General features: G+C 70.5%; 12 protein-coding genes. 7 read left to right on the top strand and 5 right to left on the bottom strand.

What is annotated here, in order from left to right; translation table 11 throughout:
• Positions 1-164 precede the first annotated feature (164 nt).
• The 4 genes from AB0927_RS15980 to AB0927_RS15965 all read left to right on the top strand — a co-directional run bounded on the left by AB0927_RS15980 (position 165) and on the right by AB0927_RS15965 (position 3,093).
• Positions 165-1,199, top strand: a complete 1,035-nt coding sequence (locus tag AB0927_RS15980) for a sugar kinase (RefSeq protein ID WP_366668179.1) — start codon at positions 165-167, stop codon at positions 1,197-1,199.
• The gene (locus AB0927_RS15975) at positions 1,196-1,957 is read left to right on the top strand and encodes an IclR family transcriptional regulator (RefSeq protein ID WP_366668178.1); all 762 of its coding nucleotides are present in this window, start codon (positions 1,196-1,198) and stop codon (positions 1,955-1,957) included. Before AB0927_RS15980 ends, AB0927_RS15975 begins: the two co-directional genes overlap by 4 nt.
• A gap of 60 nt (positions 1,958-2,017) precedes the next feature.
• Positions 2,018-2,443, top strand: a complete 426-nt coding sequence (locus AB0927_RS15970) for a RidA family protein (protein ID WP_366668177.1) — start codon at positions 2,018-2,020, stop codon at positions 2,441-2,443.
• Positions 2,444-2,568: 125 nt separating this feature from the next.
• Positions 2,569-3,093, top strand: coding sequence for a hypothetical protein (locus AB0927_RS15965; RefSeq protein ID WP_366668176.1), 525 nt, complete (start codon positions 2,569-2,571; stop codon positions 3,091-3,093).
• Between the two features lie 775 nt (positions 3,094-3,868).
• On the opposite strand, the gene AB0927_RS15960 is transcribed toward AB0927_RS15965, so the two are convergent.
• The 5 genes from AB0927_RS15960 to AB0927_RS15940 all read right to left on the bottom strand — a co-directional run bounded on the left by AB0927_RS15960 (position 3,869) and on the right by AB0927_RS15940 (position 11,932).
• Positions 3,869-4,306, bottom strand: coding sequence for a hypothetical protein (locus tag AB0927_RS15960; RefSeq protein WP_366668175.1), 438 nt, complete (start codon positions 4,304-4,306; stop codon positions 3,869-3,871).
• 11 nt (positions 4,307-4,317) lie between these two features.
• A complete protein-coding gene (locus tag AB0927_RS15955; RefSeq protein ID WP_366668174.1) occupies positions 4,318-9,021 on the bottom strand; it encodes a putative T7SS-secreted protein in 4,704 nt (1,567 codons plus the stop codon).
• Positions 9,021-9,659: a hypothetical protein gene (locus AB0927_RS15950; RefSeq protein WP_366668173.1), complete on the bottom strand. Its 639-nt coding sequence runs from the start codon at positions 9,657-9,659 to the stop codon at positions 9,021-9,023. The genes AB0927_RS15955 and AB0927_RS15950 overlap by 1 nt, the downstream gene beginning before the upstream one ends.
• A gap of 3 nt (positions 9,660-9,662) precedes the next feature.
• On the bottom strand, positions 9,663-10,058 hold the full coding sequence (locus tag AB0927_RS15945) for an SseB family protein (RefSeq protein WP_366668172.1): 396 nt from the start codon (positions 10,056-10,058) through the stop codon (positions 9,663-9,665).
• A 137-nt stretch (positions 10,059-10,195) separates the two neighbouring features.
• A complete protein-coding gene (locus tag AB0927_RS15940; protein WP_366668171.1) occupies positions 10,196-11,932 on the bottom strand; it encodes a glycoside hydrolase family 18 protein in 1,737 nt (578 codons plus the stop codon).
• 320 nt (positions 11,933-12,252) lie between these two features.
• On the opposite strand from AB0927_RS15940, the gene AB0927_RS15935 reads away from it, so the two are divergent.
• From AB0927_RS15935 to AB0927_RS15925, 3 genes are all read left to right on the top strand, one after another.
• Positions 12,253-13,113 carry a hypothetical protein gene (locus AB0927_RS15935; protein WP_366668170.1) on the top strand — a complete coding sequence of 287 codons (861 nt, stop codon included), beginning with the start codon at positions 12,253-12,255 and terminating at the stop codon, positions 13,111-13,113.
• Between the two features lie 176 nt (positions 13,114-13,289).
• A complete protein-coding gene (cpaB, locus tag AB0927_RS15930) occupies positions 13,290-14,000 on the top strand; it encodes a Flp pilus assembly protein CpaB (RefSeq protein ID WP_366668169.1) in 711 nt (236 codons plus the stop codon).
• A gap of 12 nt (positions 14,001-14,012) precedes the next feature.
• A complete protein-coding gene (locus AB0927_RS15925; protein WP_366668168.1) occupies positions 14,013-15,254 on the top strand; it encodes an AAA family ATPase in 1,242 nt (413 codons plus the stop codon).
• Positions 15,255-15,258: the final 4 nt, after the last annotated feature.

The following is a 15,258-nucleotide window of genomic DNA, read 5'->3' as shown; positions in this document are numbered from 1 at the left end:
TCGGCCGACGTGTGCTGATGTCGTTGCATTCTGTGCAACGCCCATTGCGTGTAGTGCTCACTGCTGTCTAGCATCTCGCCGACACCGGGTCAACGGAGCCGCCGCCCGGAGGATCGACAGGAGCCATCATCGACGACGCTGCTGACGGTGCGGGGGTCGCGGCCGTGGACGTGGTCACGCTGGGCGAGTCCATGGTCACCTTCGTCCCCACCCGCCCGGGGCGCCTGGCCGACGTGCCGTCCTTCGACCGCGCGATCGGCGGCGCCGAGTCCAACGTGGCGTGCGCGCTGGCGGCCTTCGGGCATACGGCGCGCTGGGTGAGCAGAGTGGGCGCGGACGGGTTCGGGGAACGCCTGGTGGAAGGCATCGGGGAGTACGGCGTCGACGTGTCCGCCGTCCACCGCGACCCCACGCGGCCCACGGGCGTGTACTTCCGCACGGCCGCCGACCGGGCGACCCGGGCGCACGAGGTGGCCTACTACCGGGCGGGCTCGGCGGCGTCGGTGATGTCCACCGGCAACACGGACCTCGCGGCGGTGCTGGCCGGGCGCGTGCTGCACCTGACGGGCATCACCGCGGCCCTCTCCGCCGAGTGCCTCGCCCTGCTGCGGGAGCTGACGGCACCGCGCCCCGGCCGCCCGCTCGTCTCCTTCGACGTCAACTACCGGCCCGCGCTGTGGCGTGATCATCCGGAGGGCCCGCGCGTGCTCCTGGAGCTGGCGCGGCGCGCGGACATCGTGTTCATCGCCGACGACGAGGCACGGGCAGCCTGGGGGCTGCGCGGCGGACGCGCCATCCTGGCGGCGCTGCCGGAGCCCGCGACCGTCGTCATCAAGCAGGGCAGGGGCGGCGCGACCGCCTGCGTCAAGGCCACCGGCGGCGCGGAGGACTCCGACGGCACCGCGACCTTCGTGCGCGCGCCCGCGGTGGACGTCGTCGCCCACGTCGGCGCGGGCGACGCGTTCGCCGCCGGATTCCTCTCCGGCACGCTGCGCGGCCTGTCCGTCCGCGACCGGGTCCGGCACGGCCTGCTCTTCGCCGCCGCGGCCCTCACCGCGCCCACCGACCTCGCCGCGCCGCCCGCCCGCGCCCACGCCGACCACCTCGTCGCCCTGGACGACGCCGCATGGGGAAGACTGCGACTCGCCCCCGGCTGGACACGGACCGCGTGGGCCCCCGAGGAGGCGAACACCCCATGAGCCAGACCGTCGACCGCGCCCTGAGCATCCTGCCGCTGCTCGCGGAGGGCCCCGCCGACCTCGGCCGGGTCGCCGACCGCCTCGGCGTCCACAAGTCCACCGCCCTGCGCCTCCTGCGCACCCTGCACGAGCACGGCCTGGTCTACCGCCAGTCCGACCAGCGCTACCGCCTCGGCGCCCGCCTCTTCGCGCTCGCCCAGGAGGCGATGGAGAACCTGGACGTCCGCGAGATCGCCCACCCCCACCTCGTACGGCTGAACGAAGAGTGCGGCCACACCGTCCACCTCGCCGTGTACGACGACGAGGAGGTCCTCTACATCGACAAGGTCGACAGCCGCTACCCGGTCCGCATGTACTCACGCATCGGCAGGCCGGTCGCCCTCACCGTGGCCGCCGTGGCCAAACTCCTCCTCGCCGACCTCCCCGCCCCCGAGCGCCGCGCGCTCGCGGAGAAGCTCGACTACCCCTCGTACACCGCCCGTTCGACCCCGAACGCCGACGCCTTCCTCCAGGAACTGGCCAGGGTCCGCGAACAGGGCTGGGCCGCCGACCTCGGCGGCCACGAGGAGTCCATCAACTGCGTCGCCGCGCCCGTCCGCGGCGCCGACGGGCGCGTGGCCGCCGCGATGTCGGTGTCCGCCCCGAACGTGGTCGTCACGGCGGAGGAACTCCTCGCCCTCCTGCCGCTGGTCCGCCGCACGGCGGACGCGATCAGCGCGGAGTACTCCGGTAGAACACCAGTGACCGACCCTTCTTGAAGAACCCCTGCGATGAACCTCGCAATGCACCCCCGCAATGCCTCCCGCAAAGGACCTCGCATGACGGAAAAGACCGCCCTGACTCCTCCGACCCACACGACCCCGCCCGCGAAGTTCTCGCACGGGGTGCGCAAGGGCAACATCCTCCAGGTCGCCGGCCAGGTCGGCTTCCTGCCCGCCGAGGAGGGCAAGCCCCCGACCCCGGCCGGACCCACCCTGCGCGAGCAGACGCTCCAGACCCTCGCCAACGTCAAGGCGATCCTCGAAGAGGGCGGCGCGGGCTGGGACGACGTGATGATGCTCCGCGTCTACCTCACGGACGTGGACCACTTCGCCGAGATGAACGACATCTACAACGCCTACTTCGAGGCCCAGGCCCTCACCCAGCCGCCCGCCGCCCGCACCACGGTCTACGTCGGCCTCCCGGCCGGCCTGCTGATCGAGATCGACGCCCTCGCGGTGCTCGACTCCCCTGGAGCGGCGTAAGTTGCCGACGCGACGCGCGGGCTGACTGGTTCCGGCACAGGGAAGTCGTCCATACTGCCGCCGTGGAGCAGCGCATAGGATCAGGCAGCAAACCGTTGAACACCGAAGCGTTGAAGGCGGAAGCGGTGACGACCGAGCCCGTGGCGGGTGCCGGCTTCGACCCGGCCTTCATCCCGGGCCTCACGGCCCCGACCGCGACGCCGACGACGTCGGCCCCGGACGAACCGGAGACGGCCGCACCGGACCAGCCGACGGCCGCGGCGGAACCGCCGGAGCCGCAGGAGCCGGAGGCATCCGCGGACGAGGACGGCGCGGAGGAGGACAGCGCGGAGGAGGCCGCCACGGAAGCGGCCGAGCCCGCCCCCGACGGCCCCGTCTTCGAAGCCTCCGACCGCCGCGCGAAGATCGTGGCCGACCACCAGGGCGTCCGCCTCAGCCTGGACGAGGAGGCCTGCGAGTTCGGCTGGGCCGAGATCGCCGCGGTGGAGTCGGAGTCCCCGCGCTTCGGCAAGCGCTACACCATCACGGTCCACACCCCGGACCGCCGCTGGTACCCGATCGAGATCGAGGCCTCGTCCCGGTCCCGCTTCAAGGAATGGGACGAACAACTGGACGCGGTCCTGGACGCCTACTTCGAAGACGGCGACTGACCGCCCCCCGCTCCTCCACGAGCCGGCTCCCTGGGGAGCCGGCTCCCTCACCCATGCCCGCTACGGCCACCACCGCTCGCCCCGCTCCAACTCCCCGGCGAGACAGGGAAGCTCAAAAATGATCCCGTGCACGGGATGTCGCAGCACCGTCCCGGAGAGGGCAGCCTCACTGGTCGAGACGCACACACGATCCCCTCTCCAGGCGGCCCACCCCGTCGCCGGTGAACCGGACTCGCGCGGTATGGGGCGGGTCCAGGAGACTCACGGGCTTTCCATAACGCAGAACCCACTCGAGCACTATCCGCTCGCCCCCTCCGACAGCGAACCGCTGCCCGGCACGTACGACCCCGCCCACACACCGGACGACACAGACGGCCGAGCCCGCGTCCCGCTCCTCCACGGAGTAGATCTGGAGCATCCTCACAGGCCGGCGGAACGTGTGGGGAGTTGTCATGGCGCGCCTCACAGCTCTTTGGCCAGTTGGTGGATGCCCGGATGACGGTTTGCGAGTCGTCCGTTAATGAATTTCTGGGACCTGGACCTTCTCTAGTCGCTTGATGATCAGATCGACATCAGACAGTGCTTTGAGGCAAAATACTTCTGCGACCTCGTTGTGGGGTGATTTGTAGCGCCATCCGATATAGGGAACCTGATAATAGTTGTAAACGTCGTTGTATTCCGCTGGCAGCCTGAACCAGGCTAGTTCGCCGAACCTGCTGAGCGCATGTACTGCTTGCAGGCTTCGAGTAAGCATGGCGATCCAGTTGTCGAAGCGTCACTCCGTCGGTGCATGAACCGTTACGCCCTCGTCCGAGAATTCCGCAAAGTCTTGGACTGTCAAAATTGTGCGTCCTTGAGTAACGTCTGCCCCGCAGAAATATCGAGGCCCGGGTGACCCGGAATACAGAAGGTCAAGGTCGGCCAGGACTTCGTCTCGGTCGCCGATGATTCCATCTCGCCCGGGAGCGTAGGCGATCATGATGTATTTATGGCCTCCGAGCGGGGTATTCGAGAAGTTGCCCACCCACTGGGGCTGGGGGTCACGTTCCCCGAATGGGACGAACAAGTTAGGGATTTCGTCCCAGTCAAGCCCCGTTGTTTTCCAGGGCAGCTCGTCCAGGTAGTCGAAGAACTCCTGGACTTTTCCTTTGTCTGCCAGCTGGCATGCGTGAGCCTTGAACCACTCCTGCACGAATGCTTGATCGGTGCCCATGGTGTTCTCTCCTATGTGTGGGGCAGGTGTGCTAGTACTTCGTAGTACGCTCTTTCGGCTGCTTCGGCGTTGTCGAATTTTACAACGGCTGCTCCGTAATCCCAGCTACCGCTACTTCGCTTCAAACCATCTCGCACCCACCAGTTGACATGGAAACCCTTATCGGGATTCTTGGCGTCGTAGTCGACCCGCCAGCCTCTTGTGCCATCGGGGCTCTGCATCCCTGTTACGCGTCCCTTTTGTGGGCCGATCTCTTGAACAAAGGGTGTCGCGTCGTCGCCAAGACCTGCCTTCATGCGGGCGTAGCTGCGCGCTTCCGTGTATGTGGAGAAGTAGTCCGTCTTCTCCTTTGATTGCTTCTCGGGGCATGCATCTGGTGCAAGTCCGAGATGATCGGCATAGGTGTGGGGATTGACAATGTATGAGGCAGGGTTAGGTGTAGGGCCAAGTCCAAGTGGATCTGAAGTGAGGTACCGAGCCGTCTCCGGGTCATAGTGCCGGAAGTAGTTGTAATGCAGCCCCGTTTCCGGGTCGTAGTACTGGCCTGGGAAGCGTAGGGGTGTGTACGTCGTGCTGTTTGTTGTCCACGCCGTGGTTCCCCAGAGAGTGCTTCGGGTGCGCCAGGCGATCTCGCCCTGGTCGTCGATCAGTTCGGTCGGGGTGCCGATCAGGTCCGTGATGATGGCGAAGAAGCGGGAGTCGATTTCCTGTTGGGGGGTGTCGGCCGAGGTGATGCGTTCGGTCTGGGTGAGGGGGCGCAGGCCCTGGTGGTCCCAGGTGAGGGTGACGGGGTGGGGAAGGGCCGAAGAGGTCGTCGTCTGCTCGCAGAGAGTCGTGCCGTCCCAGGTGAAGGTCACCCGTTCGAGGACCGTCCCGCCGTCCTCCGCCAGGCGGAGTTTGGCGGTGCGGCGGCCCAGCGGGTCGTAGGTGTAGCGCCAGCGGGTGCCGTCCGGGGTGATCACCGATACCAGGCGGTCCTCGGCGTCCCATTCGTAGCGCCAGGTGTCCGGCTTCCGCGACAGGCGGGTCTTCTGGCGCAGGGTGACGCGGCCCAGGGCGTCGTGTTCGTAGCGGACGCCGCCGGCGCGGAGGATGCGGGTGCCCTCGTAGGCGCGGGGACCTGTCGCCTCCGTGCCCGGGTGGCCGGACGGCCAGGACGCCTCCGTCTGGTTGCCCGCCTCGTCGTAGGCGTAGCGCTCCGTCCAGCCGGCCGCGTGGACCGCCGTCACCCTGCCCGTCGCGTCGAGGTCGAAGCGCCGGGGGCCCGAGAGGTGGTCGTCGATGCCGGTCAGGTTGCCGTCGGCCCGGTAGGTGTAGGACCGGCGCTGGACCAGGGCACCCGCCGCCCCCGTCACCGACTGGCTCGTCAGGCGGCCCAGCGGGTCGAAGGTGTGGGCCAGCGAAACCGTCTCGCCGAGGTGACGGGTCAACTCGCGGCCCGCCTCGTCGTACGTGAAGTCGATCGGGCGGCCCGACGCCACCATGCCTGTGCGGCGGCCCGCCGCGTCGTACGACCACGTGGAGACGGCCCCGGTGGGAGTCGTACGGCCCGTGCGGCGGCCCAGCGCGTCGTACGTGTACCTCAGGGCCCGGCCGTTCACCGTCTCGGAGCGCAGGCGGCCGTGGCGGTCGCGCAGCAGCACCAGTTCCGTGCCGTCCGGGCCCGTCGCCCGGGCCAGTTGGTCGGTCAGGTCGTAGGCATACGTCGTCACCCGCCCCGCCGCGTTCTTGCGGAGAACTTGGCCGATTTCGTTTCGCTCGAAAGAGACCTTCTCGCCGAGGGCGTTACGGCGGGAGGTCAGGCGCCCCGCCGGGTCGTACTCGTAGCTCAGGGTGCGGTCGTCGAAGTCCGTCTCCGACGCCAGGCGGCCCGCCGGGTCGTACTCGTACTCCCAGGTCAGACCCTGCGGATTCGTGACCCGGGTCAGGCGTAACTCCGTGTCGTGGGCGAACTCGTAGCGCACCCCGTCCGGGCCCGTGCGGGACGACAGGAGGTCGAAGTGGGTGTAGGAGAAGTGCGAGACACCGCCCAGGGGATCGGTGTGGCTCGTGCAGTTGCCCTCGCCGTCGTACGTCCACGTCTCCGTCGTACCGTCCGGCGCCGTGCGGCGGGTCAGATGGCCCTCCACCGACCACTCCAGCAGCGTCGTCGCGCCGGTCGGGTCGGTGATCGTGGCCGGGTGGCCGAGGGCGTCCCGCGAGTAGCGGGTGACCGCGCCCAGCGGGTCCGTGACCGTCAGGGGCAGGCCCGCGGGGTCGCACACCACCGTCGTCGTACCGCCCAGCGGGTCCGTCACCGAGGCCAGGTGCCCCGCCTCGGTGTACGCGAAGCGGGTCGTCCGGCCCGCCGGGTCCGTCACCGACGTGCGGTTGCCCCGGGTGTCGAAGGTCTGCCGGACGGTCGTGCCGTCCGGGTGCACCAGTTTCACCGGCAGACCCAGGTCGTCGTACTCCGCCCTGGACTCCCGGCCGTCCGGGCGGACGACCGAGGTGAGGTTGCCCGCCTCGTCGTAGCGGAACGACGTCGCGTGGCCGAGCGGGTCCGTCGTGGACAGCAGACGGTTGTGGCGGTCCCGGACGTAGCTCGTGGTCGCGCCCAGCGGGTCGTTCTCCGCGACCACCTGCCACGCGTCGTTGACCAGGTAGCGGCGCGTGTGGCCCTCGCCGGTCGTCGCCGTCGTGGTGCGCAGTCCCGTGGCCGGGTCCGGGTCCTCGTACGTCAGGCGTAACGCCATGTGGCCGGCCGCGCCGCCCTCGGCGACGCAGCGGTCCCGGTCGTCGTACTCGTACGTGTAGGACCGGTCGTTGGTGTCCGTCCAGGACGTGACGCGGCCCGCCTCGTCGTACGTGAAACGGAGCGGCAGGCCCGAGGAGTCGACGACCTCGGTGAGGTCGCCGTCCGTGTAGGCGAAGCGCTTCAGCGGCTCGCCCGTCGCCGCCAGGCGGTACGAGGTGACGCGGCCCGAGTCCGTCGTGATGCGCACGCCCTGGCCCGCGCTGGTGAAGACGGACAGGGGGGTGCCCTCGGGGTCGTACTCGAAGGTGATCCAGTTGCCGTTGCGGTCGTCCACCTGTTCCAGGACCGCCAGGCGGTCGGTCCGGTCGGCGAAGTGCCAGGTGCGCCGGGTCTCCGGGTCGGTGACCGTGTAGCCGCCGTCCACCCGGTCCAGCGGCCGGCGGGGGCCGTGGCCGGGCAGGGTCGGCAGGCCCGGCGCGGGGTGGGGGTACGACAGGAGGAGGCCGTCCTCCGTGACGAAGACGACTCCCTCCGCGTCGATCTCCAGGCGCTGGTCCAGGGTGGAGGACCACGACGGGCCGAACCAGCGGCCCAGGTGGTAGCCGGACTCCACCCGGCGGTTGAGGAGCAGGGGAAGTACGCCGGGGAGGACGACGTCGGTCTGCGGCAGGTACATCCTGCCGGTGGCGAGGTCGATGGGGTCGGTGCCCCCGCTCTCCTTCGCCGCGTCTTCGCGGGAGGACCGGTGGGGGTCCTCGTGCGCCGTGTCCCGGGCGGTGGCCTTCCCCGCGTCCTCCGCGCCCGCCCGCGCCCCGTCCTCCAGCGTCCCCTCGGCCGCCGACCGCAGGCCCGCCTGTGCCGCGTCGCGGGTCAGGCCGGCCTCCAGACCGATGCCGTCGCCGGCGAAGAGCTGCGGGAGCATGCGGCCGCCGAACTCGGAGGGGTCCTTCTCGAAGTCGGACCACATGCCCTTCAGGGCGCGGTCGGGGTGTTCGCCGGTGGCGACCAGGCCGCTGAGGGTCATGCTCACGTGCTGGAGGTAGTTGGCCGGGTGCGTGAGGTTGTACGGGTCGGTGGGGTCGAGGCCGCGGACGAAGGTGACCATGCCCGCCGTGCCTTTGACGACGCCGCCCATGAAGTGCACGGCGGCGGTGTCGACCTCCATGCCGGCGTCTTCGAGGTCGTGGCGCAGACGGGTCAGCGGCGGCGGCTCGGCCGGGGCGTGGGCGAGGGCCGCCTTGATCTTGCCCTGGGCCTCCGTGGCGGCGGTGTCGCGCTGCTTGCGGGCGGCGCCGAGTTTGTGGACGGCCGAGTCGATGTCGGCCTTGCCGGGGTCGTGGAACGGCCCGGGCTTCGGGCCCGGGTCCTCCTTCGCCCTGATCTTCGCGTTGTAGGCGTCGGCCTTCTCGTTGTACGCCTCGACCGCGTCCTTGGACGCCTTCGTGCCCTGCTTGTAGAGCTCGACGGCCTCCTTGGCCTGGTCCTGGGCCCACTTGACGGTGTCCGCGTACGACTCCAGCGCCTTCGCCGCCGCGAGGCACGCCTCGGCCGCGCGGGCCCACTTGGCCGGGTGCACGCCGAACTTCTCGCGGAAGGCGTCCCCGCCCTCGCCCGCCCAGCCGGAGGAGTCGACCTTGCGCATCCCCTGGCCGACCTTGTCGAAGGCGCTGTCGAAGTCCCTCAGGTGTGTGGCGCTCTCCCGGATCCGCTCCGGGGCGCCGTGGACGAGTTCGTTCGCGTCCTCCGTCTCGCCGAGCTGCTTCTCACCGGGGGTGGCGCCGAGGTAGGAGGCGAGGCCGTCGCCCGCGTCCTCGACCTTGTCGGCCCACTTGTGCAGACCGGCGTGGTCCAGCTCGCCGCCCACCTTGTGCGCGACCCGGTCGACGCCCTCGCCGAGCTTCTTCTTGCCCGCGTTCCACGTGTCCTCGCCGGCCCCGAGGACGGTGTTGGTGAGCTTGCCGATGTCGCCCAGCCCCATCAGCCCGCACCGCCCTGCTGCCCGGCGGCCCGAGCGCGTTCCTCCGGGGAGGGGCCGAAGGCCGCGTCGAGCATCCTGTGGTACTCCGCGTCCGACATGCCGCTCGGCCTGATGCCCATGTTCCTCGCGGCCTGCGAGTCCATGAAGTCGCGTGCGTCGTCGGACCAGCCCTGCCTGCTGTCGGCCCACGCGTCCTCGAAGGACTTCTCGCTGTAGTCCGTGTTCCCGCCGTACGGGCTGGACTTGAGGATGTCCCCCCAGCCCATCTTCTCCACGTCCGACTCGGCGGCGTCGGGATTGCCGATCACCGCGTTGGCCACGTCCTTGAACGTGCCGACCACGTAGTTCTCGGTGTCGTAGTACGTGCCCGCCGCCAGGCCCGTCCGCCGCGCGAACCCGCTGCCCTCGTCCATCAGCGCGCGCACGCCCCACTCCCAGCGCTCGCAGAACGACTTGAAATCCGCGGTCAGCCCCTCGTGCCCCAACTGGAGCCCGGTCAGGCCGACTTTGTCGAAGCCCCGGCCGGCGTCCGCCTCGTACACCATGCCCAGTTCCTTCAGCTCGCCGAGGGCGTCGTTCAGCCCCTTGGCGATCAGGGCGAGGCCCTCGGTCTTCAGGTCCTTGCCGTCACCGCTCACCGGTCACCCCTGCTCCCCGTCCACGTCCACCGCCGCCCGGTCCGGCACGATCCCCGCGACCGGCGGGAACAGCGCGCCCGCGCCGCCCACGTCCAGCGCGACCCCGCACGGCACCCCCACGGCGGGCACGGCGGCGTCCAGCAGCCGCGCGCCCAGCCACCTCTGGTACGCCCACTCCCGGTCGCCCTCGCCCCGCGCCAGCGCGTAACGGGCCAGGGCCGCCTCGCTGGAGAAGGCGAGGATCCAGCGGACACCGCCGTGGTCACCCGTCAGGGGCACGTCGTGCTCGTCCACGGGCACGAGCACCGCCGTACGGCGGAACTCGCCGAGAAAGGCGGCGAATCGACGGCGGTCACGCGCCCCTGTCGTCGACACCGTGCCGTCCCCCTGGTCACTCATGCCGGGGAGCATCACATCGGGGTTTCACCGGTCGCAACGCGCATAGGGGGCAAGTGACCGGAAACGTACGCACGGAACGGCGCCCGGACTCTCGGCGGAGTCCGGGCGCCGCAGGGCGGGGTCGGGCGGGTGTCAGGTCACGGCATCGCGTGCACGTGCGCGCCCACCGTGTTCGACCACGCGTTGCCCGAGGAGGCGTCCCAGTTGGTCGACCAGGTCATCGCGCCCCGCAGGTCCGGGTAGGTCTTCGACGGCTTGAAGGTGCCGCAGTTGGTGCCGGCGGACAGGCAGTCGAGGGCGTTGTCCACGACGGACGGGGAGACGTAGCCGCTGCCCGCCGCGCTGGTGGAGGCGGGGAGGCCGAGGCCGATCTGGGAGGGGGAGAGGCCGCCCTGGAGCTGGATGCACGCGAGGGCGGTGAGGAAGTCGACCGTGCCCTGGCTGTAGACCTTGCCGTCGCAGCCCAGCATCGAACCGCTGTTGTAGTACTGCATGTTGACGATCGTGAGGATGTCCTTCACGTTCAGCGCGGTCTGGAAGTAGGAGGCGGAGGTCGACTGCATGTCGATCGTCTGCGGGGCCATGGTGATGATCAGGGACGAGCCTGCCTTCGCCGACAGGGCGCGCAGTGCCTGGGTCATGTACGTCGCGTTCAGACCGTTCTCCAGGTCGATGTCGACGCCGTCGAAGCCGTACGTCTGCATCAGGGAGTACACGGAGTTGGCGAAGCTCGTGGCGGAGGCGGAGTCGCTGACCGAGATCGTGCCGTTCTGGCCGCCGATCGAGATGATGACCTTCTTGCCGGCCGCCTGCTTGGCCTTGATGTCGGCCTTGAACTGGTCGACGGTGTAGCCGCCGAGGCCCGCCGAGTCCAGGTTGAAGGTCACCGCGCCCGGCGTCGTGGTCGCGTCCGCGAAGGCCACCGCGATGATGTCGTAGGCGGCGGGGACGTCGGAGATCTTCTGGACCTTCGCGCCGTTGTTGAAGTTCTGCCAGTAGCCCGTCACCGCGTGCTTCGGCAGCGAGCCGCCGCTTCCGCCGCCGCCGGTTCCGGTCGAGGTGGTCGTCGCCGTGACCGCCGCCGACTTCTGCGACTCGCCCGCCGCGTTCGTCGCCGTCACCTGGAGGGAGTACGAGGTGGCGGGGGTCAGGCCCGTGAGGGTGGCGGAGGTGCCGGTCGTCGAGGTGACCTTCGTGCCGTTGCTGTACACGTTGTAGCCGGTCGCGCCCGAGGAGGTGGACCAGGTGAGCGAGGCCGAGGTCGACGTCGTCGAGGAGACAGCGAGGCCCGTGGGGGCGGCCGGGACCGTGGGGGCCGGGGTGCCGCCGCCGCCCGTGCCGCCGCCGTCGGGGCCGTAGAGGGAGACGTCGTCGGCGTAGTAGGCCGCCTGGCCGTACCACCCGTGCGTGTAGACCGTGACCGACATGGTTGACGCGCCCGTGGTGAACGACGTCGACAACTGCTTCCAGGTGGTCGTGTCGGGGGTCCAGGTGGAGACGTCCGTGGTCCCGGTGCCCGTCACGCCCAGGTAGGTGTAGCCGCCCTGGACCCAGGAACTCAGGGTGTACGAGGAGTTGGGCTTGACGGCGACCGTCTGGGTGCACTGGGCGTTGTCCTGCCCGGCGGGGGTCGCCTTCAGGGCGCCGGTGCCGGAGTGGACCGGGGAGGAAACGGTCGTGCCGCTGCCCGCCGAGCAGGTCCAATTGGACAGGCCCGACTCGAAGCCGGCGTTGACGACGTTGTTGACGTCCGCGGCGGCGGCCGGGGCGGCGGTCGCGGCGAGACCCGCGCCGGCGAGGGCGAGGGTGACGGCGGCGGACCATGCCGCGAGGCGGCGTCGGGATCGTCTGGGGGTGCCTGGTGCGCGGTCCACGGGGACCTCCGGGGGAGTCGGAGTGGGGTGGGAATCCAAGGGGTCGGATCCAGGGATTGGACCCAGGCCCGGAATCCAGGGGGCGGAATCCAGGGGTGGAGCCGGTGGCCACCGGTGCACAGACAAGTTGGTCCAGACCAATCCGGCTGTCAAGAGGTCCAGACCAAAGCGGGGGTCGGTCGCTTTCTCAACCTGACCGGGTTTGCGGGGACTTGCCCTCGGTAAGTTCCACATGTGCTTCACAAACGCTGTTCTCCCGCCCGTCACGCGTGGATACAGTGCTCAGGTAGTCACGCAGTGAAGTCACCGGGGAGCGGGGCGTGCCAACTGCCATTGCCGTGACCAGCGCCGACCTGGCGCTGCCGCCACAGGACGAACGCACCATGCCCGCCGTCGTGCTGGCCGGCCTCGACCGGCACCCGCTCGACCACGCGCTCACCGAACTCCACACCCTCATCGAGCAGTACGGCCATGTCGTCGTCCTGTGCTCGGCGGCCACCCCGGAGCCGGTCGTGCGGCGCCTGTACACCCTGCGCTCGCTGCTGGAGAGTGACCGGGTCGCCCTGCTCCGGCCCGAGCTGCCGCCCCTCGGAGTCGCCGTACTGGCCCGGCAGTTACGGCAGCTCGCCTCCTGCGACCTCGGTCCCGGGGTGCTCGCCTGCGCCGGGCGGCTGCTCGCCCACTACGTCCACGCCGGTGCCGTGCTCGGCTCCGTCGCCCGCCTCGACCGGGTGCCGGTCGGACTGAAGGCGCACGCCAAGTCCTGGGTGCCGGGCAGCCAGTTCGCCGTACTCGCCCATCCCGAGCCGCAGCTCGTCAAGGTCGCCCCCGACGCCACCCTCAAGGGGCCCGAGTTCCCCACCTGGATGCTCCTCGCGAAGGGCCAGTTGCCCGGCGACTGGGCCGGCGGGCTCGGGACCGCGTGGCAGGCGCAGGGGGTGCGGGAGACCGCGCTGCCCGCCGAGTCCCGGGTGTGGTGGGGCACCGGCCGCATGGTCGAGTTCTGCGCCCACCTCGACGACCTGTCCGTGCTGTACCAACTGGTCACCTCGGTACGGCAGTCGAGCTGCCACTGGTGCGGTCTCGACGTCATCGGCGACCGCTGCGTCTTCTGCTCCGCCGTCCCGCCCGTCCATGAACCGCCCGCCCCACGGGCCCTGGAACCACGCACGCCCGCCTGAGCGCGCGCCGGCCCGAGCGCACACGCCCGACCACCCACGCCGACCCGACCACCCAAGCCGACCCGACCCCGAGAGACGCCCGAGCACGAGAAAGGCCCGAGCACGAGAGACGCCCGACCACGACCTGCACGTCCATATCCCGAACGACCGATTCCCCCAATGAGGTTGCACGGTTCATGAACTCCCGTCAGCGCCGCGGCGTGATACTCCTGCTCCTGTCGGTCCTGTGCGCTCTCGGCGCGTTCGCCGGCGTGCTCTCCGTCATCCACGACGTCGACTCCAAGGTCGGCCCCGAGGTCACCGCCTACCGGGTCCGCTCCGACGTCAAGCCGTACACAGCCCTGGACGCCGGGCAGTTCGAGAAGGTCAGGATGCCCGAGCGGTGGCTGCCCGGCACCGCCGTGACCGACCTCCGGCGGCTCCAGGGCAAGATCGCCGTCACCACGCTGCACGCGGGCTCCTTGTTGCAGAGCGACATGATCGTGGACCAGCCCGCCCTCCAGCCCGGACAGCAGGAGGTGGCCATCATGATCGACGCGGCGACGGGCGTGGCCGGGAAGATCACCCCGGGGTCCCGGGTCAACGTCTACGCCACCTTCGCGGGCAAGAAGGAGGGCGACCCCGACCAGTCGAAGATCATCGTGACCGACGCGCGCGTCCTCGACGTCGGCCGGATCACCGCCCTCGACCCGGACGCCGCCAAGAACAACCAGCAGCAGCCCAGCGAGGCCGTCCCCATCACCTTCGCGCTGTCCACCCTCGACGCGCAGCGCGTCACCTACGCCGAGTCCTTCGCCCAGCGCGTCCGGCTCGCGCTGGTGGGTCCCGGCGGCGAGACCGGCGTCCCGGACAAGGACCGCACCTACGAACTCGCGACGGACAAGTGAGAGGCGGCCCGCATGCCGACCAGGATCCTCCCGGCGGGCGCCGATCCGGACGCCGTCCGGTCCCTCGTCACGCTGCTCAGCCAGCTCCCCGACGCCGAACCGCAGCCGCCGCTCACCGACTCCACCCAACTGGTCGACAGCCTCGCGAGGCTCGCCGCAGAGTCCGTGGACGAACTCCCCGAGGTGCTCGTCGTCCATGAACGCATCGGACCCGCACCGGCGCTGGAGCTGATCCGCGAGATCGCCCTGCGCTTCCCGGCCGTCGGCGTCATCCTCGTCACCACCGACGCGAGCCCCGGCCTGTTCGCCGCCGCCATGGACTCCGGCGCCCGGGGACTGGTCGCGCTCCCGCTGTCGTACGACGAGCTGGCCGGCCGGGTGCAGGCGGTCGCCCAGTGGGCGACGGAGGTACGCCGCCATCTCGGCCACGGCGGCGAGGCGCCCGGCGGCACCGGCGGCACGGTCGTCACGGTCAGCGGCGCCAAGGGCGGCGTGGGCGCGACGCTCACGGCCGTACAGCTCGCGCTCGCCGCGCAGGCCTCCGGGCGGCCCACCGCGCTGGTCGACCTCGACCTCCAGTCCGGCGACGTCGCCTCCTACCTGGACATCCAGTTCCGGCGTTCGGTGGCCGACCTCGCCGCTATCAGCGACATCTCGCCGCGCGTCCTCGCCGACGCCGTCTTCCGCCACGACACCGGGCTCGCCCTGCTGCTCGCGCCCGGCGAGGGCGAGCGCGGCGAGGAGGTCACCGACCGCGCCGCCCGGCAGATCGTGCGCGCCCTGCGCTCGCGCTACGAGGTCGTGGTCATCGACTGCGGCGCCCAGCTCGGCGGGGCAGGCGCGGCCGCGGTCGAGACGGCCGACACGGCCCTGCTGGTCACCACGCCGGACGTGATCGCCGTCCGCGCCGCCAAGCGGACCGTGCGGATGTGGGACCGGCTCCAGATCCGCAAGGCCGAGGAGACCACGGTCGTCGTCAACCGGACCAGCCGACTCACCGAGATCCAGCCCGCGCTGGTGCAGCGGATCACCGGCACGGCGCTCGCGCGCACCGCCGTGCCCGCCAACTTCAAGGAGTTGCAGGCGGTGGTGGACGCGGGGCGGGTCCACGAGCTGGACGCCCGGAGCACGGTGAAGCAGGCGCTGTGGGCGCTCGCGGGGGAGCTGGGGCTCGCGCGGGCGGCCGAGGGGGCGCACCGGGGCGGGGCACGGAGCGGGGGACGCGGCGGGGGCCTTCGGCGGCGGAAGGAGTGAGCCG

Source organism: Streptomyces sp. NPDC048106 (genome assembly GCF_040706415.1).
GTDB lineage: Bacteria > Actinomycetota > Actinomycetes > Streptomycetales > Streptomycetaceae > Streptomyces.
Note: the sequence above shows the minus strand (reverse complement) of the source record. Positions and strands in the feature narration are given on the sequence as shown.